This window comes from Rhodopirellula sp. P2, from assembly GCF_028768465.1.
In the GTDB taxonomy this organism is placed as follows: Bacteria; Planctomycetota; Planctomycetia; order Pirellulales; family Pirellulaceae; genus Rhodopirellula.
The window spans coordinates 1,302,466-1,326,397 of record NZ_CP118225.1; the positions used below are offsets into that span (position 1 = coordinate 1,302,466).

Here is a 23,932-nt window from a genome sequence, read left to right on the forward strand (position 1 = left end):
GGATCAAATGGGGGCAGTGATCGCTAATGTAGTCCAATCCTGGGAGGACTTCATCGCTACGCCATCGCAATCACCCGAGGGGGTGTACGGAGGCTAAAGAATGGGGCCCAGCGTCGCCAGCACGTTGTTCCACAACCGCCGGGGGAGCGACCAGGCACCGACCATTTCCGAGGTGATCGCGTTGGAGTGCTCGATGTAGGTTTGTTGTCGAGCCTGAACGGCAGCGGTGAGTTTGGGATCGTGGAACAGAATGTTGTTCTCGTAGTTCAGGTCAAAACTACGGCGGTCCATGTTGGCGGACCCGATCAGGGTGACCTCGTCATCCAGTGTCACCGATTTGGTATGCAGCAGACCGCCGGTGTATTCGTGAATGAGAACGCCTGCCTCGAGAAGTCCGGCGTAGTAACTACGACTGGCTCCGCCGACAATTTTTGAATCGTTGTTGGCGGGCATGATGAGCGTTGTCTTGACCCCTCGCCACGCGGTCGCGCAGAGAGCCTGCTGCATGGATTCGTTGGGCACGTAATAGGGCGTTGAAATGGTCAGCTTGCGCCGCGCCGTGTGGAACAGTGTTTCGAAGACCTCTGGCATCGCTGAGTCACGAACGGTCGGACCGGTGCCGATGACCTGGGCAGGGAACCCTGGCCCTGTGTCAGGAAGCGGTTGGTCCAGCAACTCCGTGAGGTCGTCGCTGGTGCAGGACATCCAATCGGCGACAAAGAGTTCCTGGTTCTGCCGGACAATGGGACCTTCGAAACGAATCACGGCGTCGACCCAGGGAGCGTACTTGGGTTTGACCCGGAACTCGGGATCGGCACAGTTTTGACTGCCGCAGTAAGTGATCCTTCCATCGATCACCACGATCTTGCGGTGATTGCGGAGGTCGATGCGACCACGAAGAGCCCGCAAGACCAAATTGCCGATCGGCAAAGCTCGTGCAACATGCACTCCCGCGTCTTGCATCTCTTTCCAGTGAGCCGAGCGAATGATGGTTCGTGAGCCGAGGTCGTCTGCCATCGCTCGGCAGGTCACACCTCGCTTCGCCGCTCGTTTGAGTGCCTCGACCATCTTCAGGCCATTGTTGTCGGGCAACCAGATGTAAAACAGCAAGTGAACATGGTCTTGGGCTTGATCAATGTCCGCGATCATCGATTCAATCGTGGCGTTGGAATCGTCCATCAGCGTTCCGGAGTTCCCACCAATCGCATCGAACCCGTTGATGGATTCCCCCATGCGAAACAAGTGTTCGTATCGAACCGGCACATTCGCCAGCGCGTGACGAGATTCTTCCGGGTTGATGTCTGGCATCGCGGGCAAGCGTTTCATGACTTGCTTCATGCGTTCCAAGCGTCGGCGGCCGATGTTGGTTTCGCCAAACAGCATGTACAGAAGCACGCCCAGGAACGGCACCGCCGCGATGATGGTGACCCACGCGACACGTGATGCGGGTTCCCGGTGGGGCCGCGTCATCACACGGATGATCGTGACGGCTTCAATCGCAACGTGCGCCACCAAGGCAATGGAAACAGCATTGATGCGAACTTGAAAGTATTGTCCGAGATCCATTTGTCAATCAGTTTGATATCAGGTGCCGCAGATGTGCGGGGGCGAATGCTTGCAGGAAGTTGTTCAACGACAACGAAAAAGCCGATCGACATCACCCGTTGAAGCTGGGTGTCGATCGGCTTGAGGAGCGTCGAAGGAAGCCTATGCCACTTATTTACCGCTCAGTCCTTAGAACTGCATCTTGTACTTCTGAGTCATGTCACGACGCATGGCGGCAGTTAGTTTGTCAATTTGATTGAGCGCCTCGCGGTAGTTTCCGTAGGCGTTGCCTTGGGCGATCGCACTGGTGACACGCTGATAGTCAGAGGTGCTGTTGGAGTTGTAGTAACCATTGCCGTCGTTGTAGTAGCCCGTGTCCAGGCTCTGGCTGGCTTTGACTTTCCCTGCATCGATGTTGGTTTGGCGGACCGTCAGGGCGTTGCCGCGAAGCAACTCGGCCACGTTGGTTCCATACTGAACCATGTCAGGATCGACGTTCAGCGTGCCGATTTCATCGATTTGGCGAGCGCGTTGATCGCTCCACTTTGCCATCGCACCAGCGGTTTGCGATTTGTGATCGCGGGTGTGTTCGATGATCGAGTTGACTTCATCGAAGTAGTGCTTGGACTCGTAAGCAATTCGCTGTTCTTCGCTTTGTTCCGATAGGCTGGCTCGTGCGGCGGCCTGTTGAGCTTGGCTCTGCAGGCTGAAGATGCCCATCAATCCGCTGAGGCTGGACTGGGTGATGGGGCCTTTGAGCGACAGGGAATTCCCGTCAACGGAGACTTCCCATTGTTTCACTTCGGGAGCACCGGTTCCGTTGCGATCGAGGATTTCAGCGAGCAGTTCTGGAGCGATCAGTTTCAGTGACGAAGGTGATTTAGAGAACTCAAACTTGGCGATGCATTCATTCAGGCTGCGGCGGCCGACGATGAGGCTGCAGCCTTGAATCGAGGCCAGCGTGCTAGCGACGGATTCCGGCGAGTTGGATTTGAGGGATTCGAGTCCCGTCAGGCGGGTCTTCAGTGGGATGGGGGACAACACGTTGTCCAGGTCAATCGCCAACATGAAGGCGAGGTAAGATTCAGGTTGTTTGGCGTGAGCGCTGAGGAATGGCGTGTACTTCACATCGATCACCGGGGTCAACCAACCTGCCAGGAGCGACCGATCGGTGGGGCGAAGGATGCCCAAACGTTCGGGATGGTCTTTTCCCGGGACGAAGTAAGTTTGGTTGGGGGCGTGCACGACATCGTGATCGACAACGTTGTCCACATACCCGCCCAGACGCTCAGCCAATTTCTTGGCATCGACGGGGGTGTTGAGGACGGCGTATCCGGCTTCCCATTTGGGACGCAGAGTCGCAATCTCGAGGTCGGCAAGAAACCAGACTTCACTCACTGCGGAAGAAGCGGCTGGGGAGAAGCCCGCGTCCTTCATCAGTTTGTTCAGAGCGGGAACATTGACATAGCCGATCGCGTTGCCGGGGGCCGGTGATCGATCGAGCAGCAGTTCGATTTTTGCTTTTTCTTCAGCCTGAATAACAGATGAAGAAATCGAGAAAAGAAGGGCCAGGGCCACCGCAGGGCCTGATTTCAGCAACGTTCGCATGGTTTCGGCTCGGTTCGTCAAAGGGTGTGGATCAAAGTGTCGATCCGCGACGCGGTTAGAAGAGATCATTCATCCAACTGTTCGCACGGATAAGGAACATGATAGGAATCCCGGCAATTTGGACGTCGCCAGTATAGACAGCGGCCTGTCCCTGTGCACCGCCGGGCAAGGGGTGCGAATCGACCTCATCCAGTCGGATTCGAACCACAAATTGAGTCGGGGTTCCGTCGACCAAGGCTGTCGGGACGACGCCACCGGCGATCAATTGGCCCTTTCCTGAGACATTGATCGTATTGATCACGCGCCCGGTCAAAATTTCACCTGGGTAGGCGTCCATTGCCAATTCGGCGTACTGATTTGGCTTGATTCGCAAAAAATTCTTGTCCGTGAAGACGGCAGCAATCACACCCTTTTCATGCTCCTCTGATTCCCGGATGAAGGACATCACCGCTCCGGTGGCAGGCCCCAACAGCATCCCTGGGTGAACTGGTTCTTCGGGGAATTTAGTGGGCTCATCCGACGGAAGCGTGCGCGGCACCCTGGCTTCAGGTTTTTGGAGGGATTTCTCCGATGCCCGAAGTTTGAACGGACCATTTCGAGGCGTTCGAATTGAGTTGCCAAGTGAAGCGGAAGCAAGCTCTGCTGAGGAGCAACTTGCCAAGGAATAGTTTGGTCTCCGACGCGCCGAAGGTGCTTCGCGGCCCACCGGCATGCTCGCCATGCCGGTGGGGTGTTTTCAACACGGACGCCGTCCAGCATTGAACATTCGGACATCGGTGCATGCCTTGAAAACCTCGGGCGCACCCTTCCGTCGGATGAGCCGAAAAACAGTTTCCCGAGCCGCTTTGCTGGCGTTCAATCCGGAGGAATCGTTCAAGTTTGCCAGGTCGCCGTGTCGAATCTAGGAAGGGTGAAACGCAATTTGTGGACATCGCAATGCGCGAAATGCGAGCGAGTGCAGTGACTCGATCAGGCGCATTCGTTGAGCAAGATCGTGGTGGAGTTGTACTGAATCAAGTCGCATGAGTTGCAGCACCCCGGCACGAACGATCGATGACCGCGCGATCCGGCGATGGATCTTGTTTGCACTGCCGCTGTGTTTTGTTGCTGTGTCTGCACCAGCCGAGGAAAGCCTCGCGACGTTGTTGCAGGTGGCTGAGGCAGAGCATTTTGACGAGCCATTGTTGTTGGCTCAGTTCTCTGAGTTCAATGAGAGTTTGGACGCGATTGAGTCGCCAGTGACCGAGGTGTTGGATCAGTTGGAGGCGAGTTCGCTGGATCGTTCGATGCAGCAGTCATTCACTTCCGCCTCGTTTGACAGCGGGCGGGGGACTCAGCAGCCGAACAACTTCACCGCGTTCCCTGATTTCAATCAGGGGATCATCGTGTTGGGTGAAGAAGCGGCGTTGAAGATTGGCGGGTTTGTCAAAGCGGACTTTATCACTGACTTTGATCCGATTGATTCGGTCGATTCCTTCGACACCAGTCAGATTCCCGTCGGGGCCGCAGATCGGAAGAACTCTCGGTTTCACGCTCGGTCCTCCCGCCTGAGTTTCGATACCCGTTGGAAAGTCCAGCAAGAGGTGGTTCGGGCGTTCGTGGAAGCGGACTTCTTTGGGGGCGAAGACGGCGCCAACGGGTCGCTGAGATTGCGGCATGCCTATGGGACGATGGGGTACATCACCGCGGGACAAACCTGGACCACTTTCACGCATCCATCTGCCGTTCCTCAGACACTGGATTTTGAAGGTGCCGTTTCGAATGTGAACCGCAGGCAAGGGTTGGTGCGTTTGGATTTGCCATTGGGCGATTCGGGTTGGTCATGGGCGGTCTCACTGGAAGACCCGCGGATCCAGATCGACATCCCGATCGGTGTGACGGGAGAAGGGCGAACGGAATCACCCGATGTGATCACCCATTTGAAATTGGAACGAGACCGGGGCGATTTTCAGGCCGCGTTTGTCATGCGTGAATTGGGCTTTCAGCCGGTCGGGGATCCAGTCATCACGGGCACCGCGTGGGGATTCAACTTCACCGGATCCGGGAAGGTCACGGAAGACACGCGGCTCTATTCCCAGATCACGTTCGGAGAAGGGATCGGTAGCTATCGAGGGTCACCGGATGTGGTGTCCACTGGCCCGAGCAGCGCGGCCATTTTGCCGATGTTCGGATGGATGGTCGGGTGCAAGCATGTTTGGAACGAGCGGCTGACGTCAAACTTGACCTACAGCGAACTCTTGTTGGATCCCATTGCGGGTCAGGATCCGACCAACCTGCGTCAAACCAACTACCTTGCCGTGAACTTGATCCACAATCCGGTCGATCGGGTGTTCGTTGGAATCGAATACCTGTACGGGATGCGAGAGAACCAAAATGGCAACCAAGCCGATGCGACTCGGTTGCAGATGACGTTTGGTTTCTATCTGCCCTGACCAACTGCACGGGCGCCGATGGGGCAACGCCTGGGCTGGATCAGTAGCTGACCTTGCGAACACCGATCATGAAGTAACCCGGGTAGTTGGGCAGCACCATCTGGGTTGCAGTCAGACTGTCACGGGCGGTCACCATCACGGCGGTAGGCCGACCGTAGACACCTGGGTTGGGAGCAATTTGGACTTCCCAGACCGATGTCAGTCCGGTGCGAACCGCAGCCATGTTGAACTTGAGAACTTCGAGTTGTTGACGCTGTTGCTCTTGAGCCATGGTTTGTTGGTAATGCGATGCTTCGGACCGCATCATCAAATCCTCGCGGGCTCGTGCTTCTTCGTCGGCGTGGTACTTCTGCCAGTTCTCCCAGCCGACTTGGAGGACCTCCAAATCCTGTTCGCTGAACATGAAAAACGGGACCGCGATTTGGTCGCCCGAGGGCAGTTCCATCAACACGCCTTCGAGCGGATAGGTTTTGGGTTGTCCCGCGAAGAGCGACACAAATTTGTTGAGGTCGGATTCCTTTTCCAGCGGCGTTTTTTCAAGGATCGACAGAACACGGAGGATGAGTTTTTGATGCAGTGGATCAAACGTCGAAAAGGCTTTGCCGTTGATGGTCACAGCCCCCAGTTTTCGATCCAGCGTGTAATTCTTCTTCCCGTAGGCAAGGATTTTCGCCCGGATTTTCAGGCCATCGCGAGACGTCCAGGTGTGCATTTCAAGGTCGCCACCTGATTCCCTTTCGGATTCGCTTTTGCTCAGCTTCTTGACGAACTCGCGGTCTTCGTCCGAGAGGTCAGTCAATTCGATGGCGGCCAAGCGGCCTGAGCCACGGCGTTTCAAGATGGCCGTGGTTTCGTTGGATCCAATCAGCTCGCCTTCCAATTTGTACGCACCGTTGGCACTGGTCCAGGTACGAGGTTTCGCGCTGGCGAACGAAGCGGTCGAAACGACCGCGACAAGAAGTAAGAAGTGACGAAGCATGGTGTGATCTCATCAGCGTGGTTGGAAATGAATCAGTTGTTGTCGTTCGATGCATCACCTGATTCATCGGTTGACGAATCGTCGGTGGAATCCGCTGGCTCGTCTGAATCCTCGGGACTGGGCAATCGAACAAGCAGATAAGTGTCTTGCGTTTTCGTTCCAAAGTGAACCAAAACGGACGCTTCATCCTGCGTCAAATTATAGAGACCGGTCTCGGCGATGACGTCCTCGCTCTCGCCAATTCGCATGGCGACTCGTTGAGTTTTCTTGTCGACCTGACCCTGGATCGCCTGGGTTTCGTCGGTCTTTTGATTGTAGAGCGTTCCCGAGATGATTCCCTCTTTGTTGACCGCCAGTTGGATGATGCGATCTGGATCGATGTCATCAGCATCGGTCGTCAAGGCAAAGGTTCCCAGAGGCAGCCATTCGGATTTTTCTGCCGACTCTTCACTTTCGGGGGCTTCCACGGTCGCCAGGTCCGCCGCCGTTTGTGCGAACTCTTCGGACGTTGCCACTTCCTCGCCACCGATGTAAACACGATTGTCTTCGTAGGTCACGTTGCCTTCGCTGCCGTAGTCGTAGTAGACCGGTTGCTCCATCGATGCCGCAGGGGCACTCCAGGTAAACCAGTTGGTGACCATCGGATAGGTGGGCGTGCTCCACCAATACGAGGAGGGGTAGTACCTGTACGAATAGAAGTAGTGCCAACCACAGAATCGGAACGGATGTCGTCCCCACCAATTGGGACCAAAGCCGTGGTAGTGCCAGCCGTGGCGAACTTGGTTGCCCCAACGATGAAAGTGATCCAGTCGATGCGGCGGAACGGCCGGCCAATTGCTGACGTTGTTCAACCGGTTTTGCCAGCGATTGTTGATCTGGTTGACTCGATTGTTGTCGAGGTTGGCCCAGCCGACTTTGTTGTTGATGATGTTGTTGTTGCCGATGTTCACGTCACCAATGTTGATGTCCGGGCGACGATTGGGCGGCAGTCGATCACCGGGATTCGGGCGGTGATCCAGACCGGGGCGGTTCCCTGATCCGGGGCGAGTCCCGGTGCCTGGACGATCCGCGAAGGAGGGACGCTCACCATTGCCCGGTCGGTCACCGATTCCCGGTCGGTTGCCGTTGCCGGGACGGTCTCCAATTCCAGGGCGGTCTCCACTTCCAGGCCGATCGGGTGTGCCTGGTCGGCTGGGGCGTTCCGGACGATCGGACAAATTGGGGCGATCATTTCCGCCGGGACGCAGAGGACCATCCAGCCCCAAGAAGTTGCCGACGTCGCCAGTGGAAGGACGACCACCGGGGAGCTTTCCAAAGTCGGGCATGTCAGGGCGGTTGGAGCCGCCGGGGCGACTGGGACGGTCACTGCCGGGGCGATTTCCGCTGGGCAGATTGCCGCCTGGCAGATTGGGCCGACTCGCGCCGGGACGATTGGCCCCCGGCCGATCTGACCCGGGCCGATCTGACCCGGGCCGATTGCCAGGAAGAGTGTTGGGGCGGTCTGGGCGATTGGGCAGGTTGCTGCCCGGACGTGTGATCCCGGGCTGGTTCGCACCAGGTTGAGAGAGATTGGGACGTGATGTGTCAGGCCGGGAGGGACGCGTTCCGGCGCTGGGAAGACTTGGGCGGCTGGCACTGGGCAAGCCCATGTTGGGGCGGCTGGTGCTGGGACGCCCCGAGCTGGGGCGACTGAAGTTGTTGCCGCCCACGTGAGGCATGCTAGTTTGAGGCCGGCTGGTCGGCATCCGGTTGCCACCACCAAAGTTGCCGCCCATGTTTCCACGATTGAAGTTCGAACCGCCACCCATGTTGGGGCGAGCCCCGCCCATGCTAGGTCGTGCTCCACCGCCTCCACCACCAAACGATCGACCGCCTCCGCCGCCACCTCGTCCTCCGAATCCGCCCGCTTCGAGGGACGGCAAGGAAATGGTGGTCAGGGAAAGTGCGACGCAAACCGACACCCAGCGCCAAGGCTGCATTGGATTGATCGAAAGATTCATTGGTTGGCTCCCGATGGGGTCGCGGTATTGGGGGAAGGTTCGGTGGTTGATGTGGTGTCGGCTTCCGTTTGACGTCGGAGCGTGACGGCTTGGCCATTGGGAAGCGGTTCGCCGTTGACGACTCGCGAAATGATACGAACGGTCATCGTGTCGCGATCAACGGGGCGGACAATGCAAGTCGCCGTGGCCTGTCCGCCATCGGCGAGCGTTTGAGTCATTTCCATTCGCCAGTGATCTTTTTCCCCTGCCCAGTGGCCGTTGCCAAAGCTGCCGTCGGCAAAGTAGGTCCAAGACTTCACACGGTTGGATTGCGGGTCGTAACCAATCATCTCGTAGCCGACGGGGGCTGCATCAGCTCCCGTTTGAAAAGTGCGACGGATGAAACGTCGCCCTGGCAAGAAATCAATGTTGCTTTGGAGGCCATTTTCAGAGTCTTCCTTCCATGTTCCAACCAACCATCCCAGCGACTCGACAGGGTTGGCTGGTTCGATCGATGAAGGCGTGCTTTCGGTGATCGACGTGATGAGCCAATCCGCCGCCGGCTTCGCCAGAGTGATTTCGAACGAAGAGACTTCCTGGGGAGCTTGATCCGATGTCAGCGTGGTGGTTCCACGAACGATGGCTTGGTTGGTCTCTGGTTGTTCGATGTCCTCGACGTTCGCACTCAGTTTCAGGGTGGGTTCGGTCTCGACTGCGGTTCGGATCAGGTCGATCAGCTCGGTGGCAGAGTTCGCTTTTCGCCCTGACGATGCGTCGAGGTAGCGAACGTCCGCTGCGAGGAACTGACTCAACGCTTCCAGTTTTCGATCGTTGAATGCCTCAGCGTACTGTTTCAGCCGTTCTCGGATGGGTGAGTCCGCCGTGGTGGCCTCGGCGACGGCGGGTTGGCTGTCCTGAGCAACGATCCCGGAGGCAGCGGATCCCAGGATCGCGATGCCAAGGCATGCACCAAGCAGCAGTGTGGGGCTTGAGTTCATTTTGGAGTGTTCCAGCCGGCAGATGAGAAGGGAGGGGAGACCAAGTCAAACTTAGCTCACGATCGTGCTCTTCATCTTAAAGAGTCGGGACCCGAATTGCTTCCGTCGAAAACCAGATAATCCGCAGAACTTGAACTCTCGAAGGGATTTCCAGATCATTCATTTTGCAGTCTGCAGGAAGGGAGCGGCTCGGGGGTCTCAGCAACCGAAAAGGAGGGTGTGAATTGTTGAGATAGCGATGCCATTCATTCGATCGATTTCGAGGCGCCCCGATGGACCGTAGCCAATCATTGCCGAGCTTTTCTGTCGGAAAGGCTGTTCTTTGTGCTGTTTTCGCGTTGGCGGGATTCGGGGCTCAGGCGTCGCATGCTCAGATGGGCGATTGTTCCGATTCGTTGGCATGCGATTCGTCAAGTTGTGATTCTTGGTTATGCGACTCGCCAGCGGGCTGTGAAGCGGCGTGCTGTGGCGAAAACTGCACCGGCAAGGGGTGCATCTGCAGCCAGCTCCGGCAGTGCTTTGCGGAAAGCGGGATCACCTTTTCGAGCAATCTCACACAGTATTACTTTGGGACGGTCAGCGGTGGCTTGGATGAAACGAGTCGCTATGGAGGTCACGGCGACTACGTGGCCAACCTGGACCTTGGAAAGCTCGGCGTCCATGAAGGCTTGTTCCTGAAGTTGCGAGCCGAGCACCGATTCGGGCAAACGATTGGCTCGTCAGCCGGTGTCATTTTGCCGCCGACCTTGGCCGCTGAGCTGCCCGTCGCGGACAGCGAGAGTTTGTATCTGACCAATGTGTTGTTCACTCAGTTTTTGTCCGAGCGTTTCGCGGTCTACGCTGGCAAACTGGACACGTTGGATGGTGACACCAATGCTTACGCGAGTGGTCGTGGCATCACGCAGTTTTCCAATGTGGCGTTCATCGCCAACCCGATCGTGTTGCGATCGGTTCCTTACTCGTCGCTCGGGTGTGGATTCATTGTCTTGGGCGATGATGGCGCACCCGCCTTCAACTTCTTGGTGATGAATCCAACCGACACCGCCGATTCAGACGGCTTTGATGAGTTGTTTGCTGACGGGGTGGTGGTCTCGGCAGAAATGAGAATGGCGACGGATTGGCTGGGGACGCCTGGTCATCAATTGGTCGGTGCCTCTTGGAGCAGCCGCGATTATGTTTCGTTGGGACAGGACCCTCGGGTCATCCTTCCCAACGTGCCGATCAACCGTGCTTCGGATTCCTGGTCGGTGTACTGGAACACAGATCAAGCCTTGTGGGTTGACCCGTGTGACTCGACACGTCACTGGGGATACTTCGCTCGGGCTGGGATCGCCGACAGTGATACCAACCCGATCAGCTATCTGCTCAGCGCTGGTTTGGGCGGGGCAAGTCCAGTTCGCGATGGGGACACGTTTGGCGTGGGGTACTACTACAGCGGAACGAGCGACGAGATCGGGCCGTTGCTGGTCGGAGCCTTGGGGCCCATTGGTGACTCGCAGGGCGTGGAGGTCTTCTATCGGACTCAGTTGACCAAATCGATTTCGATGACACCTGACTTTCAGTGGATCGATCAAGCTCGTGAGCAAGTCGCTGATGCGTACTTGTTGGGTTTGCGGATGAACGTGGCGTTCTGAGAAAGAGGGAGCCGTTTCCGGCTTCGATCAGGCGACCGGGTTCAGAGGTGGCAGGCATTCCTCGGAAGCGTGCTGTCGAGGTCCCCGTTGTTGCACGTGTTGCTGGAACGCTTGCCGCAATGTTTCGCCTTGCCAGTTCGAAACGGTTTGTGCTTGGACCGCCGCAGTCGGCTCGTTCGAAGAAGCTTGCCCGTAGAGCAATCGATGCAGGTCCAGGACTGTCGAACGCAATTCGTTTGAGAATGTTTCGTCTTCTGGTTGTGTGTTGAGCCACTGGTTCCAGGCGGTTTCAGCCGCGCGGGCATCGCTTGCACGACAAGCCCGGATGAGTTTGCGAGCCGCGACACGGTCGGCCGGGGTGAGTCGACGCTTGATCGACCGAAACCAAGCTGCGATTCGGTTGAATTGCGTTGCGATCAGGATGGCCAGCACGCCGATGATCGCGATCGCCCATGCGACCGGTTGCCAGTTGGGTTCCGTCACCGTCGCGAGTTGAGGCTGAGGAGCGGCAGCGACATCGAAAGTGGCCTCGGGCAAGATTTGCGAGCCATAGGATTCGTCGTCCGGGTTCCACCACACATATCGAATGGCAGGCAGAGTGAGTTTTCCGGAACCTTTGAATTGATACGTCACCGTGTCACGTCGTTCGCCCGAGAACTCACCCCGTTCGGTGTGGTCGGTCACTTGCGGTGACTTGACGTAGGCCTGGATGCCATCGGGAACCGTTGCCGGTGGTGGAGCGAGCACCATGCCCGAAATTTGGTCGGCCGTTTGGGTGATGGTCCGGTGGATCACGTCCCCTTGCTTGGCTTTGCCCGGCGGCGGATCCCAGGTTTCTTGGACGTCGATCTTGTCGACCGTCACCACGAAGACCTGGGGGTCGTAGTCAGGCGGGGCTTGGATCTCGACGGTGACTTCGGGGGTTCGCTGGGTGTGGTCGGTGGCCGGTCCCGTGAACCCCTCTCGGTTGGCGTAGCGGACTTCGAACGCAGGGATTTTGACGGTGCCGAAGGCTTGAGAGTACAACGCGAATTCGTGAGTTTGGATGAACCAGGAATCGTCGCCGACATCTTCGGAGGACACCACGGGCGTTCCGACTTGCAGGATCACGGTGCGGGGAATCTGTGGCAGCGAGAACGACGTCGCCCCCACAAACGATCCGGGGGCTCGGACTTTGACGAAGAAGGGCAGACGTTGTCCCACCCAGGCTTTGGGCGTGGGGACTTCGATCGTGACCGGCTTTGGCGGTTCATCAGCTGCAATGGCAGGGGCATCCAGTGCAAGTGCCCATGCCAGGGTGATCACCAGGACATGCAGTGGGACTGCACGAAAAGCAGGTTGCGAATGAAGAGTCATTGAGATTCTCCTTCGCTAGGTTTTGTTTCGGCCGGTTCGTCTTTCGCATCATTTTCGCGATTGGCCATTTGGTAGCGGAACTTCGATTTCAAGAAATCAGCGGGTTTGGTTTGCACCTGCCGCAACCAGACCGCTTGCACGGAGGCGTCGTTGACGGCTTGTTCCGCGGTGATGTCAGTGTCCTGCCCTTCGTCTTGTTTCTTCTTGTCTTTGTCAAACACGATTTCATCGGCTCCCAGGCGTTGGTCACCGGCGTCCCCACCTTTGGCCTCGGTCGCTTTTTTGCGAGCCTTCGCGAGGTCCAGATTCTGTTGGGCTTCCGTCCAATCCGGACGTTGCTTCAACGCGTCCTCATAGCTGGCAATCGCTTGGTCGTATTTGCCCTGCATCAGCCAGCAGTTGCCCAGGTTGAAGCTGGCTGGTGGACCGGTTGTTCGCGAAAAGGATTTTGCCGCCTCGGCAAATTCGCCAGCGCGATACCACGCGACGCCTTGCCACATCGGATCGTCAAAGGCGTTGGCTGCCTCGGTGTATTGTTCTTGTTGCATCCATCGCTGCCCGAGTTGGTCTGGTGTCCACCACCAAGTTGACCAACCGATCACGCCTAGAATCAGCCAAGTTTTCATCAGGAGGCGTCCTCGTTGGAGGTGCGTTCACGGCGGAAGGACCAAGCCACCATGACGGCGAGCAAGGGCGAAAGCCAATAGCCCGACTCTTGCCAGCGATCGCTTTGGCCCGCGAGGCCGGAAGACGCGCGACGCTCTGCGTATTGCACGATGGACTGAATGTCTTGATCATCGATTGTCAGCGGAATTCGCTTGCCGCCCAATGCTTTCGCGATGGCCTGCAGGGATTCCGTTTCTTGAGATTCCTCGGGCAGCAAACTCAGGATTTCGATTGGCGGAGATCCGATCGCTTGATACGCCATGGCGACTTGCTGAGGATCCAGGCTGGCTTGATTGGCGATGATCAACAGCGTCGCGCCGCCCTCGCTGCGGTGGAGCAAGCGGCCGGCTTCGGCGATCGCTTGATCGAGTGCATCGCCCGCGACGGGCATGATCGCGGGGCTGATTTCCGCGGCCATGTCAGCCACCACCGAGGTGTCTTCGGTGGGCGGCAAGACCGTGTGGGCCGATCCTGAATAGGTGATCAAACCCAGCGGGGCACCTGGACGGGCTTGGGCCAAGTCGGCGATTTTCAAGGCGGCTCGTTGCAGAGGCGTGGTGGTCAAGGCAGCCGACGCCATCGTTTCGTCGGCTTTCATCAAGATGATCAGCGGCTGAGCGTCCTGGGCGAATGGGTTGGCTTCCACTCGCCAAGTGGGACCCGCGATCGCGACGACGCAGGCGATCCATCCCGCCAGCAACCACGTGATCGATGGGAGGCGTTGCCACCAGTGTTTGGATGGCGGTCCGTTTTGGTGCGCCAAGGCGTCCAGCAAATCCGAATCGATTTGGTTCCGCCAACCCCGGAGCGGATCGCGACTGCGATTCCACGACCATGCCAAGCCGATTGCGATGGGAATGAGCAGCAGGCAAGCCGGACGGATGAAGTGAAACGCGTTCCAGGCATCGATCATGCCGCCACCTCCATCTCGCCGGTGATTGGATTGACGTGGATTCGTCGGTCTTGTTCAGCGGGAGTCGTGTGACGTCGGCCTCGCCAAGTCGCGATGGCTTTGGAAAACATCGACAGCAGCAAGGCGATCAGAAGCGGCCAGTAGTAAATGTCGGTGCGAGGACGGTGGCTGATGGTTTCGATGATCTTCGTTTCGATTTTGTCGAGTTCGTCGTAGATGCCCGCCAGGTGTTCGCGATCGGCGGCGAAGAAGTACTTGCCGCCCGCTTCCGAAGCGACGTCTTTGAGACTTTGTTCATCGAGTTTGTCTTCGCCAACCGTCGTCGGGTCGCCAATCGCGACGGTGTAGATCTTGATGTCTCGCTGAGCTGCGACGCGAGCGGCTTCGACCGGAGGAAGTTTGCTTTTGGTGTCATTGCCGTCGGTCAAGGCGATGATGGTTTTGGCCCGCTTGGCATTTTCGTCGAACAAATTGACGCCCAGTCCGATCGCATCACCAAACGCGGTTCGTGGGCCAGCCATGCCAACCTCGCATTCTTCGAGCAGTTCTTGGGAAAGCTCCAAGTCGGTCGTGAACGGGGCTTGCAGGTAAGCGGCATCGCCAAAGACGACCAATCCGACTCGGTCGCCTTTGCGTTTCGCGAGGAAACCATCCAGGACCTCTTTGACCGCATCGAGCCGCGAGACCTTTTTGCCAGCGTCATTCTGGAAGTCTTCTTGTGCCATTGAGCCCGATAAATCAACGAGCAGCAACAGGTCACGTGTGGGAATCTCTTTTGTGATGGGAGGTTCCAGCCATTGAGGTCTCGCAACCGCAGTCAACACGCAAACCCAAATGGCAGCAGCCAACACACGTCGAGGCCAGCTTGGCGGCTGGGGGCTGCCCGAATGTTTGCCGCCCAAGACTTGTTGCAAGCGATCACCAAAGGGAACTTGAACGGAGACTTGGTGGCGCTGTTTGGGTGGCAAGATCAGTCGCAACAACCAAGGCAGCGGCAGCAACAGGAAGCACCAGGCGTAAGCGAAGGTCAACATGCTCGCTCCTCGCTGGTGGTGTTGGAGTTGACGGTTCTGGACGTGGTGGATGAGTGCTGGGCAATCCAAGCGGCGGCGAACGTTCGCAGTTCAGCGAGCGATTCTTCGTTGGCATGGTCGCGATAGGCTGCGGTTGCCAACTGTTCATGAACGGTTGGCGAAAGCGATGCAGAGGGCTGATGGGGGAATTGTTGCGACAACCATTCGGGCCAGCGGTCGCCGGTCAGCGTCGCCAGTTCCGATCGCGGTGTGGTGGTCAATGCGGTGCGGCGGAGCAGTTCGGAGATGGCGGAAACCGTGTTCGCCGATTTCAGTTCGTGGATCGCTTCGCGGCGGTAAGCGTTCGCTTTCCAAGCCCGCCAGTTTTTCCAAGCCAACCAAACGCAGGTCGCCAGCAATCCGGCGATCAGCACATACCATCCCGGCGCGAGTGGCCACCAGGAAACGGGAGCGGGCACGACAATGTCGTTCAGCCGGTCGAGGCTGGTTGGGTCGCTGGCCTTCATCATGCGGTGTTCCCAAAGAGAACCCGGATTTGTTCCGCAACGGGCTTGGCCGTGGAAAGCGGCATCAGAGGAATGCGCAAAGATCGAAAGACACTTCGCCAGTGCGAAAGGAGTTGGCCAAACGCGGCTTGGAAATCTTCAGGAAAGGATGCGTGGTCGGGGATTTCCCAGGTTCTTCCAGCGTGGCTGGCCAGCATGCCGGGGGCACCGCTCAGTCGAATTCCAAGCGGATCGTAGACCGCCGTCACAAGCACATCGTTGTGCGCAGCGATTCGAGTCACGAGGCGGCTGGTTTCTTCATCGGCTCCATCGAGGTCGCTGACCAAGATCACCAGATGATCGTGCCGAGCGATTCGCGACGCGTTCTCAAGAACCTGGTTCAACGTGATTGGTGAAGCAGGCGGCGGTCGCGAAGCCGATGGCTCAGCGAGGTTCTGGTTCAGTCGAACGATTTGATGCAGCAGGTGCAGGACTCGCGTTTGGCTGCGGTGAGGGCGGACTTCCGCGATTTCGGTTTCGTTGAACACCAGCCCGCCGACTCGGTCGCCGCTGGCAAGCGAACGCCAGGCACCCATCGCGGCCAGTTCCGCCGCCGCGACGGATTTCATCGCTCGTTGGCTTCCAAAGAACATCGGCGTGCGTTGATCGACCAGCATCAAAACCGGACGTTCACGTTCTTCGCTGTAGACACGGATGTGGGGTGATCGCAGACGAGCGGTTGCCTTCCAGTCCATTTGGCGAATGTCATCGCCCTGCCGGTACTGGCGAAGTTCCTCAAAGGACAGTCCACGACCACGAAGACGCGATGCATGGCGTCCTGCTAGCAGCGATCCAACCGGTTGGCGAGGCAGAAGCGAGAACCCGCGCGCATCCGCTTTGCATTGCAGCAGATCTTGAAACGTGACGGTGACTCGGGCGGGCATGGGCAGCCTTCGTTCAAAGCGGGCATTCGAAAGCAAACTCGATCAGACAGGAACCACGTGCTTGAGCAACGCGTCGATCACGTCGGTGCGAGTCACACCGGCCGCTTCGGCTTCATAGGTCAAGTGAACTCGGTGCGCCAAACAAGCGGGTGCCATGGCGCGGATGTTGTCGGGTGAAACGAAGTCTTGGCCGGCCAACCAAGCATGCGCCCGTGCGGCCGCGTCGAGTGCCAAGGTTCCGCGAGGGCTGGCACCGAGCCGAATCCATTTGGGCAGGTCGCCTTTGTAGCGATCCGGGTGCCGGGTTGCCATGACTAAATCCACCATGTACTTCTCTGCCGAGTCAGCGACATGAATGGCACCGACTTCCTGTTGGGCGTCGAAGATCAGCTGTTGCGAGATCGCATCGGGTGCGGCGGAAGCCGCACCGGTCTTTTCGCCTCGAACCAGTTTCAAGATTGCCGCTTCATCCGCGTCCCCGGGATAGTCCACGCGAACATAAAGCATGAAACGATCCATCTGGGCCTCGGGCAGTGGGTAAGTCCCTTCCTGTTCAATCGGGTTTTGGGTGGCCAGAACCATGAACAGTTCTGGAAGTTTGTGTGTTTGTGATGCGACCGTGACTTGCCGTTCTTCCATCGCTTCCAAGAGTGCCGACTGGACTTTGGCGGGAGCCCGGTTGATCTCATCGGCCAAGATCAGATTGCCAAAGATCGGGCCTTCTTGAAATTCAAACGTGCCGTTTTGTTCTCGATAGATTTCCGATCCTGTGACGTCGGATGGCAGCAGGTCGGGGGTGAACTGGATGCGTCCGAATTGGCTGTCGACCAGATGGGAGAGTGTTTTGACGGAGCGAGTTTTGGCCGTGCCAGGCAGGCCCTCCATCAAGACATGGCCTTTGGCCAGCAAGGCGACCAGGATTCGTTCCACCACGGATTGTTGACCGATGACGGCCGCATTCATCGCGTTGGCGATCTGCTCGATTGTTTCCCGCGGCGTCATGCAATCGTTCCATTGGAGGAGAAGGGATGCTGTTTGTAATGGCCTCGCTTCCACGTCGCAACGTGGCGGTGTGGCCGCCATCAAAAACGGCCTCGCCCCTGGATTGGGTTGAGGCCGTTGAGGCAGGGTTTTGCGGCTCAGCCGATGAGTTTCAGCTGAGCATGGCAAACGAACGCCGACCTAAGCAGGTACGCAGGTGTCATCGGGTATGTGAGCCGTTGGCGTTAGCCACGGTTTTCACGCGCAACCGGGACTAAGGTCCAAACGGCTCACATGGTTTTGCCCGATCATTCCTGCCGAAGTGCTTAATTGCGTGGCGGTGAGATGCTTTCAAGTTTCTTGATCCACTCTTGAGCTTTCAACGTTTGGTAGTTGATGCCCGCCGCACTCAGGCTGGATCCCGATTGCCAAGGGTATTTCGGAATGGTTGCCATGAACTGTTGGATGTAGTTCTGCACGGGGACGAAGGTCCACATGTTGTCGGCGTACCAGCGGAAGTAACCCAGCGTGCCTTCTTTCCATATCTTTTCGTAGGGGTCGGCGCGAAGGTTGATGATCAGCGGCCAACCGGGAACTTCCCGTGTGCCCGTGGCGATGTTGCCTTCGACGGTCGCGAAGTGAATCTTCCAGTTTTGGACGCGAACCGCGTTCAGGTCACCGCCCTGTCCAAAGTAGTAGATCTCCTTGCGAGGGCCTTCTTTGGTATCGCCCTGGAAGTATGGCAAGAAGTTGTAGCCGTCCGGATGAACTTTGAATTCTTTTCCGTTGGCGCTGTAGCCCTTCTTCATCTTTTCGACCAAGTCGGGTTCGCCAGCGGCAGCGGCGAAAGTTGGCATCCAGTCTTCTTGCGAGATGATGTCGTTGTAGATGGTGCCGGCCTCGATCACGCCAGGCCATTTGACCAACAAGGGAACGCGAAAGCCGCCTTCCCAAGTCGTGCCTTTTTCACCGTGGAAAGGGGGGATGCCTCCGTCGGGCCAACTGAAGGTTTCGGCTCCGTTGTCCGTGCTGTAGACCACGATCGTATTGTCTTCGATGCCGAGGTCTTTGATCTTTTGAAGGACTTTGCCAACGTAGTCATCGTGCTCGACCATTCCGTCCGGATACAGCCCAATGCCGGTGCGGCCTTGCGATTCTTTCTTCAGGTGAGTCCACACGTGCATGCGGGTCGAGTTGTACCAGAGAAAAGCAGGCTTTTCTGATTTGGTGGCTCGTTCGAGGAAGTCCATGGCTTTGGTGTGGACCTCTTCATCGATCGTTTCCATGCGTTTCTTGGTGAGCGGACCGGTGTCTTCTAAGCGACCGTCGGCGAACGAATGGATGACGCCACGAGGGCCGTATTTCTTTCGGAATTCAGGGTCCTTGGGGTAGTAGTAGGTCTCAGGTTCCTCTTCCGCGTTGAGGTGATAGAGGTTGCCGAAGAATTCATCGAAGCCGTGGTTGGTGGGCAAGTGCTTGTCTCGGTCGCCCAAGTGATTCTTGCCAAATTGCCCGGTGGTGTAACCTTGCTCTTTCAGCACGTCGGCAATCGTCGGCGTCCAATCGGGGATCCCATGTTCGCTACCTGGCATGCCGATGGTCAGCAGTCCGGTGCGGAATGGATGTTGGCCAAGGATGAACGAGGCTCGTCCGGCGGTGCAGCTTTGTTGAGCGTAGGCATCGGTGAACATCGCGCCTTCTTTCGCGAGGCTGTCGATGCTCGGTGTTCGGTAACCCATCACACCGTGGTTGTAGGCGCTGATGTTGTGGACCCCAATGTCATCACCCCAGATGACAACGACATTGGGTTTTTCCTGTGCTTGGAGTGACAAGGCGGGGAGAGCCGCCGCCACCAGTAAGAGGCATCTTGAGAGGACGGGCATCGAGAGGCTCCGGGAGCAGTTGGGATTGAGAAGACGAGAGGCCGGGGATCTCGCATTGTCGATGCTGGTCAAACCACGGGCAACCTGATCGAGGAAAATTCACGGGGTCTTCTTCCTTTCCCAGCTGAACGAAAACGGGAGTGATTTGGTTGCCATTTCCTCGGGCGTGTCTCCGGATGGCTGTGGGGGCAACTTGGTCGAATGGGAGCCGATGGTGTTAGAAACTCGCGCGGAAGCGTATAAATCGAGCAGAGTCTGCCCGCGGATCGCCCGAGAAGGATCGATTTTCGGGGGATTTTGCTCCTTGAGTCAGCCTCCATCGGATCCCCGACATGACTCCTGGATGAAAGCCACCTAACAACGCCAGTGAGTGAAAAAAACGATGGGACAATTTCAAGGGTTGTGGCGAGACACGAAGATCGTGTGGATCGTGTTCGTCTCAATCATCTTTGCATTTTCGATTTTTGTGTCGTGGTACTACCTGCTGCTGTTGCCGTGTTTGCCGGTTTCGTTCGTGTATTTCGCGTTCATTCGCTACGACGATGAGGGCAATGAGAAGGGGGATTTCACCTGAGCGAAGCGGAAGGCTTGTTGTCGGTTGAGATCTCGCATAGAAGGAAGTGAAATCGGACGTCGCACGCGAGAGAAATGCAATGAAATCGATTCAGCGAATCATTCGGGACGTACCGCAGCACTGGGTGGGCGACGGTTTCCCGGTACGAAGTTTGTTCTCCTACGCCGGTGGCAATGAGTTCGATCCGTTCTTGTTGCTCGACTATGCCGGGCCGCATGACTTTGCACCCGACGAAGCCAAACGGGGCGTCGGCGAGCATCCCCATCGCGGTTTCGAAACCGTCACGATTCTCTACCAAGGCGAATTGGAACACCGTGACTCCAGCGGCAGTCAGGGCGCCATCGGGCCCGGCGATGTGCAGTGGATGACGGCGGCCTCTGGCGTCGTTCACGAAGAGTTCCATAGCCGCCGATTCGCAAAAGCCGGCGGGACGCTGGAGATGGTCCAGCTATGGGTGAACCTGCGATCGGCGGACAAGGTCGCACCGCCGAAGTATCAAGATCTGCGTGACGAACAGTTCCCCCGAGTTCCATTGCCAAATGACGCCGGGACGGTTCGCGTGATTGCAGGCGAGTTGGGTGGAACGAAGGGACCCGCCAGCACGTTCTCACCCATCAACCTGTGGGATGTTCAGCTCACAGGAAACGCGGTCGCCACGTTGGTGGTTCCTGACGGGCACACCTGCGTGGTCATCGTTCAACGGGGCAGCGCTCGCGTCAATGAAAGTTCGATGCAGGCGATTGAGTTGGCGCTGATGGAACGGTCCGGCGACACAGTGGTTTTAAATGCGGAGTCAGAAGCTCGCGTCTTGCTGATGACAGGCGAACCACTTGGCGAGCCCGTCGTGGGGCAGGGGCCATTCGTGATGAACACTCGAGAAGAAATTCGAGCCGCCATCACCGATTATCAAGCGGGAAAGATGGGCCACTTGGACTGAGCGGGCTCGTGCATGCCATTCAGTGCGGTCGTCGTCTTGCGGCGGGCCAAGACCGTAGCGGTTGTTCATCCGGCGATCGCATCGGAATGGTCACACGGTTGTTGGGGCTTCGTATCGCAATCGCAGGACGGGGTGGCCGGATGGTGGATGTGGTTTCTGTTGCAGTGAAATGAAACCGTAGTGTTCGTAGAAGCCGCGACCGATGGAGTTGTCGACAAGCACTTCCAGTTCCAGGTCACCGCGAATCGAAACGGCGTGGTCCATGAGTTGCCGACCAATGCCGCCTCTCTGATGCGTCGGGGCGACAAAGATGCCACCAACTTCATTGCCCAGCAAAGCCAGGAATCCGACGACTTTCTGGTCCACTTCGCAGACCCAGGTTTCTGCATTGGGAAGGTAGATCGCCGCAATGTTTTCGCGTTCTTGGGAGAGGAACTCTGGGCTTAGAAAGGGATGAGCCACTTTGGAGGCTGACATCCAAACGTCCAACAACTCATCCAAGTCGGTGGATTGGTAGCGGCGGATCACTGGATTCATTCCATGCGTGGTTGCAAGCGACATCGGCACTGAACACGAGGTTCAGTGCGGTCCTGCCGAAGGGACAAAGGCCGATCCCGGAAGGTTCGGCCGAGTTCTCAATTCTTGCAAGGTTGCCGACGCTATCGGCTGGCATTGCTGCTTGCTTGGCGGAGTTCTGCCAGGCGTTGCTTGGCCAGGATTTCGTCCATGACGTCCAGTTCCGTGTAGTACATGGCGCTGGGGTCGATGCCCTGATCGTCCAGCCATTTCAAATGCTGACGCATTTCGGGCTGGCGAGCGTACGCGGGAAGGACGACCAGCCAAATGATTGACAGCAGTGCAATCAATCCGGCCAGTCCACCGATCCGGTAGCAACGCTGACGGGAACTCATGGTGCCACCGTGTCAGCGAAGACGACTTTGAACATCAGGTAAGCCATTGCCAGCGTCAAAACCAAGTTGAGTGATTGACCGCACACGTACAAAACAAGTGGCTTGCCACCTTTGAGTTGTGGCAGCAGTTGGCGGAAGTTGGTTTCCAATCCGATGCTGACAAACGCGAGGCAGAAGAGCCATCCACGAAGCGTTTTGGTGGAGCCACCAATCATCGCGTTGATGAGTTCGGGACCGTTGGTCATGTAGGAGTACAGGATTGAAAACAGGATCGACATCGAGACAAACCCGAGCACGAACTTCGGAAAGCGGTACCAGATTTCGGAAATCCCGATCTTCGGACCCGTCGGGTCTCGTTCGACAAAGGTGACCCAGTAAATGGCCACGCAGAACGCGGTCACACCGATCAGAATGTTCTGGATCATCTTGACCGTGGCAGCGACCTCGAGTGCTTCATCACCCAGCACAGCACCCGCGGCGGCCACGGCACCGGTGGAGTCAATTGTGCCGCCCAACCAGGCACCGCCGAGAATGGGATCCATTCCCACTGCCGTGATCACGGCGGGCATCACCGCCATCATGATCACGGTGAATCCCAACGACAAACCAATCGAAAGTGACAGTTCCTCTTTCTTCGCTTTGCAAGCCGCGGCGGTCGCAATCGCGGCTGAAACACCGCACACCGACATGTCGGCGGAGATCACCATGTTGAGCGATTTGGATTCAATTTTAAGAACTTTTTGGCCGAACCAGTATGTCGTGATCAAGACGAAGGGCGTGACCAGCCAAGCGACGAACACGCCGGGCAATCCCAGTGCCAGCAAGCGGCTCATCAGCACTTCGGCACCGAGCAGAACCAAACCAGTCTTGATGAAGAACTCGGTCGAGATCGCTGGCCGTAGGAAGTTGGGTGTGCCGACCGTGTTGCTGATGATCAGGCCGACCAGCAACGCCCACAAGGCATATTCAAGGTTGTAGGCTTTGACGACCGATTGCCCGGACATCCAGTAGGCCAGCGTTGCCAGCAAGAACACGACCGGGAATGCTGCCAAGAAAGCCGCCGCGGATTTGCCTCGTATTTGGTTCGCGAAAGCAAACAGCGAGGCGATGATCAAGAAGACCCCGAGGATCCCTGGCCAGCTCGACGAGACAGCGTCGAGCGGGTTGTCAGTCCACTTGCCTGGTTTGGCAAGGAACGGTTTCAAGGGGCTGGTGACACTCACGGATTCGCCCGCAGCGATGCTTTCGCTCAGGCCTTCGGGTTGGCCAATCCAAACAGCCGCGAACGCGATCAGAAGCAAGAGGCCAGCACACCAAATCGCCCACCAGTCTTCGTTGGTTGCCATGTCTTTCCAAAGACTCGGCCGCGGTGGTGGGGTGGCGATGGCGGAATCATCGCCGGCGGATTCAGTCTCGTTGTTCTCGGAAGAAGGTGAGTTGGCGTTCATTGGCGGGAATGCAGGTAGGAGGGAAAGGGCGGGGAAACGGGTCGCAGAAAGAAGGGAAGTGAATGAGACGAAATCAAAGACCGGAGCTGGAAAGCGATTCGCTGGCGCGACGTTCGACCGCTTTGTTCATGCTGGTTCGCACCAACTGTAGCAGGCGAATCAATTCCTTTTGTTCGCGGCGTTTCAGTTCGCTCATGACTTCATGTTCGAGTTCGCGAAGGTGTTCGACAATCGGGGTGACCAATTTGCGGCCTTCCTTGGTGATCGTTACGTAAACCGTGCGGCGATCGGTTTCGGACCGTTCACGGGTGACGAGCTCACGTTTGAGCAGCCGATCAACGATTGCCGTGACGGCGGGAACGACTTGGACCAGCCGTTCGCCGATTTCGCTGCATGTCAGCGGGCGGTCTTCCATGTCCAAGATCCGGAGCAGGTTGTACTGCGAGAAGGTCATGTCGTGTTGGCGAAAGAAACGCGTCAAGTGATTGTCGAGTTGGTCGCCCGTGCGGACCAAACTCACAACCGCTTCTTGATCCACGCTCGCGAAAGGTTGGCAGCGGTGAAGTTCTTTTGACAGGTCGTTCATCGTTGGAACCCATGGGGAATTGGCAGGAGCCCGGAATCA

General features: G+C 57.4%; 22 protein-coding genes. 4 read left to right on the forward strand and 18 right to left on the reverse strand.

Annotation, left to right across the window (positions count from 1 at the left end; genetic code table 11):
• Window positions 1-93: 93 nt before the first annotated feature.
• The 3 genes from cls to PSR62_RS04570 form a co-directional block, all read right to left on the reverse strand.
• On the reverse strand, window positions 94-1,566 hold the full coding sequence (gene cls, locus PSR62_RS04560; protein ID WP_274406634.1) for a cardiolipin synthase: 1,473 nt from the start codon (window positions 1,564-1,566) through the stop codon (window positions 94-96).
• 168 nt (window positions 1,567-1,734) lie between these two features.
• On the reverse strand, window positions 1,735-3,222 hold the full coding sequence (locus tag PSR62_RS04565; protein ID WP_274406635.1) for a hypothetical protein: 1,488 nt from the start codon (window positions 3,220-3,222) through the stop codon (window positions 1,735-1,737).
• Window positions 3,209-3,691 carry a hypothetical protein gene (locus PSR62_RS04570; protein WP_274406636.1) on the reverse strand — a complete coding sequence of 161 codons (483 nt, stop codon included), beginning with the start codon at window positions 3,689-3,691 and terminating at the stop codon, window positions 3,209-3,211. Before PSR62_RS04570 ends, PSR62_RS04565 begins: the two co-directional genes overlap by 14 nt.
• Window positions 3,692-4,175: 484 nt before the next feature.
• Here PSR62_RS04570 and PSR62_RS04575 point away from each other — a divergent pair, with 484 nt between their 5' ends.
• The gene (locus PSR62_RS04575) at window positions 4,176-5,585 is read left to right on the forward strand and encodes a DcaP family trimeric outer membrane transporter (protein ID WP_274406637.1); all 1,410 of its coding nucleotides are present in this window, start codon (window positions 4,176-4,178) and stop codon (window positions 5,583-5,585) included.
• 40 nt (window positions 5,586-5,625) lie between these two features.
• Here PSR62_RS04575 and PSR62_RS04580 read toward each other — a convergent pair whose 3' ends face one another.
• From PSR62_RS04580 to PSR62_RS04590, 3 genes are read right to left on the reverse strand one after another with little or no spacing between them, the layout of a single operon-like run.
• A complete protein-coding gene (locus PSR62_RS04580) occupies window positions 5,626-6,564 on the reverse strand; it encodes a hypothetical protein (protein ID WP_274406638.1) in 939 nt (312 codons plus the stop codon).
• Window positions 6,565-6,596: 32 nt separating this feature from the next.
• A complete protein-coding gene (locus PSR62_RS04585; protein WP_274406639.1) occupies window positions 6,597-8,564 on the reverse strand; it encodes a mu-protocadherin- cell-suface protein in 1,968 nt (655 codons plus the stop codon).
• Entirely contained in the window at window positions 8,561-9,541 is a 981-nt protein-coding gene (locus PSR62_RS04590) for a nuclear transport factor 2 family protein (RefSeq protein ID WP_274406640.1), read from the reverse strand. Before PSR62_RS04590 ends, PSR62_RS04585 begins: the two co-directional genes overlap by 4 nt.
• A 374-nt stretch (window positions 9,542-9,915) precedes the next feature.
• Here PSR62_RS04590 and PSR62_RS04595 point away from each other — a divergent pair, with 374 nt between their 5' ends.
• A complete protein-coding gene (locus PSR62_RS04595; RefSeq protein ID WP_274406641.1) occupies window positions 9,916-11,175 on the forward strand; it encodes a carbohydrate porin in 1,260 nt (419 codons plus the stop codon).
• Between the two features lie 27 nt (window positions 11,176-11,202).
• Here PSR62_RS04595 and PSR62_RS04600 read toward each other — a convergent pair whose 3' ends face one another.
• The 8 genes from PSR62_RS04600 to PSR62_RS04635 form a co-directional block, all read right to left on the reverse strand.
• A complete protein-coding gene (locus tag PSR62_RS04600; protein WP_274406642.1) occupies window positions 11,203-12,531 on the reverse strand; it encodes a BatD family protein in 1,329 nt (442 codons plus the stop codon).
• On the reverse strand, window positions 12,528-13,157 hold the full coding sequence (locus PSR62_RS04605) for a tetratricopeptide repeat protein (RefSeq protein WP_274406643.1): 630 nt from the start codon (window positions 13,155-13,157) through the stop codon (window positions 12,528-12,530). Before PSR62_RS04605 ends, PSR62_RS04600 begins: the two co-directional genes overlap by 4 nt.
• Window positions 13,157-14,110, reverse strand: a complete 954-nt coding sequence (locus PSR62_RS04610; protein WP_274406644.1) for a vWA domain-containing protein — start codon at window positions 14,108-14,110, stop codon at window positions 13,157-13,159. Before PSR62_RS04610 ends, PSR62_RS04605 begins: the two co-directional genes overlap by 1 nt.
• On the reverse strand, window positions 14,107-15,144 hold the full coding sequence (locus PSR62_RS04615; protein WP_274406645.1) for a VWA domain-containing protein: 1,038 nt from the start codon (window positions 15,142-15,144) through the stop codon (window positions 14,107-14,109). The genes PSR62_RS04610 and PSR62_RS04615 overlap by 4 nt, the downstream gene beginning before the upstream one ends.
• Window positions 15,138-15,653, reverse strand: coding sequence for a DUF4381 domain-containing protein (locus PSR62_RS04620; protein ID WP_274406646.1), 516 nt, complete (start codon window positions 15,651-15,653; stop codon window positions 15,138-15,140). Before PSR62_RS04620 ends, PSR62_RS04615 begins: the two co-directional genes overlap by 7 nt.
• Entirely contained in the window at window positions 15,650-16,573 is a 924-nt protein-coding gene (locus PSR62_RS04625) for a DUF58 domain-containing protein (protein ID WP_274406647.1), read from the reverse strand. Before PSR62_RS04625 ends, PSR62_RS04620 begins: the two co-directional genes overlap by 4 nt.
• Window positions 16,574-16,615: 42 nt before the next feature.
• Window positions 16,616-17,575: an AAA family ATPase gene (locus PSR62_RS04630; protein ID WP_274406648.1), complete on the reverse strand. Its 960-nt coding sequence runs from the start codon at window positions 17,573-17,575 to the stop codon at window positions 16,616-16,618.
• Between the two features lie 305 nt (window positions 17,576-17,880).
• Entirely contained in the window at window positions 17,881-19,437 is a 1,557-nt protein-coding gene (locus PSR62_RS04635; protein WP_274406649.1) for an arylsulfatase, read from the reverse strand.
• A 382-nt stretch (window positions 19,438-19,819) separates the two neighbouring features.
• Between PSR62_RS04635 and PSR62_RS04640 the strand changes: the two genes are divergently transcribed.
• Together PSR62_RS04640 and PSR62_RS04645 are read left to right on the forward strand one after the other, a co-directional pair.
• Window positions 19,820-20,011: a hypothetical protein gene (locus PSR62_RS04640; RefSeq protein ID WP_047816858.1), complete on the forward strand. Its 192-nt coding sequence runs from the start codon at window positions 19,820-19,822 to the stop codon at window positions 20,009-20,011.
• Window positions 20,012-20,090: 79 nt separating this feature from the next.
• Complete coding sequence (locus tag PSR62_RS04645; protein WP_274406650.1) at window positions 20,091-20,948, forward strand: pirin family protein; 858 nt, start codon at window positions 20,091-20,093, stop codon at window positions 20,946-20,948.
• Window positions 20,949-21,038: 90 nt separating this feature from the next.
• On the opposite strand, the gene PSR62_RS04650 is transcribed toward PSR62_RS04645, so the two are convergent.
• From PSR62_RS04650 to PSR62_RS04665, 4 genes are all read right to left on the reverse strand, one after another.
• Window positions 21,039-21,509, reverse strand: coding sequence for a GNAT family N-acetyltransferase (locus tag PSR62_RS04650; RefSeq protein WP_274406651.1), 471 nt, complete (start codon window positions 21,507-21,509; stop codon window positions 21,039-21,041).
• Between the two features lie 98 nt (window positions 21,510-21,607).
• On the reverse strand, window positions 21,608-21,859 hold the full coding sequence (locus PSR62_RS04655) for a hypothetical protein (RefSeq protein WP_274406652.1): 252 nt from the start codon (window positions 21,857-21,859) through the stop codon (window positions 21,608-21,610).
• Window positions 21,856-23,307 carry a YeiH family protein gene (locus PSR62_RS04660; RefSeq protein ID WP_274406653.1) on the reverse strand — a complete coding sequence of 484 codons (1,452 nt, stop codon included), beginning with the start codon at window positions 23,305-23,307 and terminating at the stop codon, window positions 21,856-21,858. Before PSR62_RS04660 ends, PSR62_RS04655 begins: the two co-directional genes overlap by 4 nt.
• Window positions 23,308-23,380: 73 nt before the next feature.
• Window positions 23,381-23,893 carry a MarR family winged helix-turn-helix transcriptional regulator gene (locus PSR62_RS04665; RefSeq protein ID WP_274406654.1) on the reverse strand — a complete coding sequence of 171 codons (513 nt, stop codon included), beginning with the start codon at window positions 23,891-23,893 and terminating at the stop codon, window positions 23,381-23,383.
• Window positions 23,894-23,932: the final 39 nt, after the last annotated feature.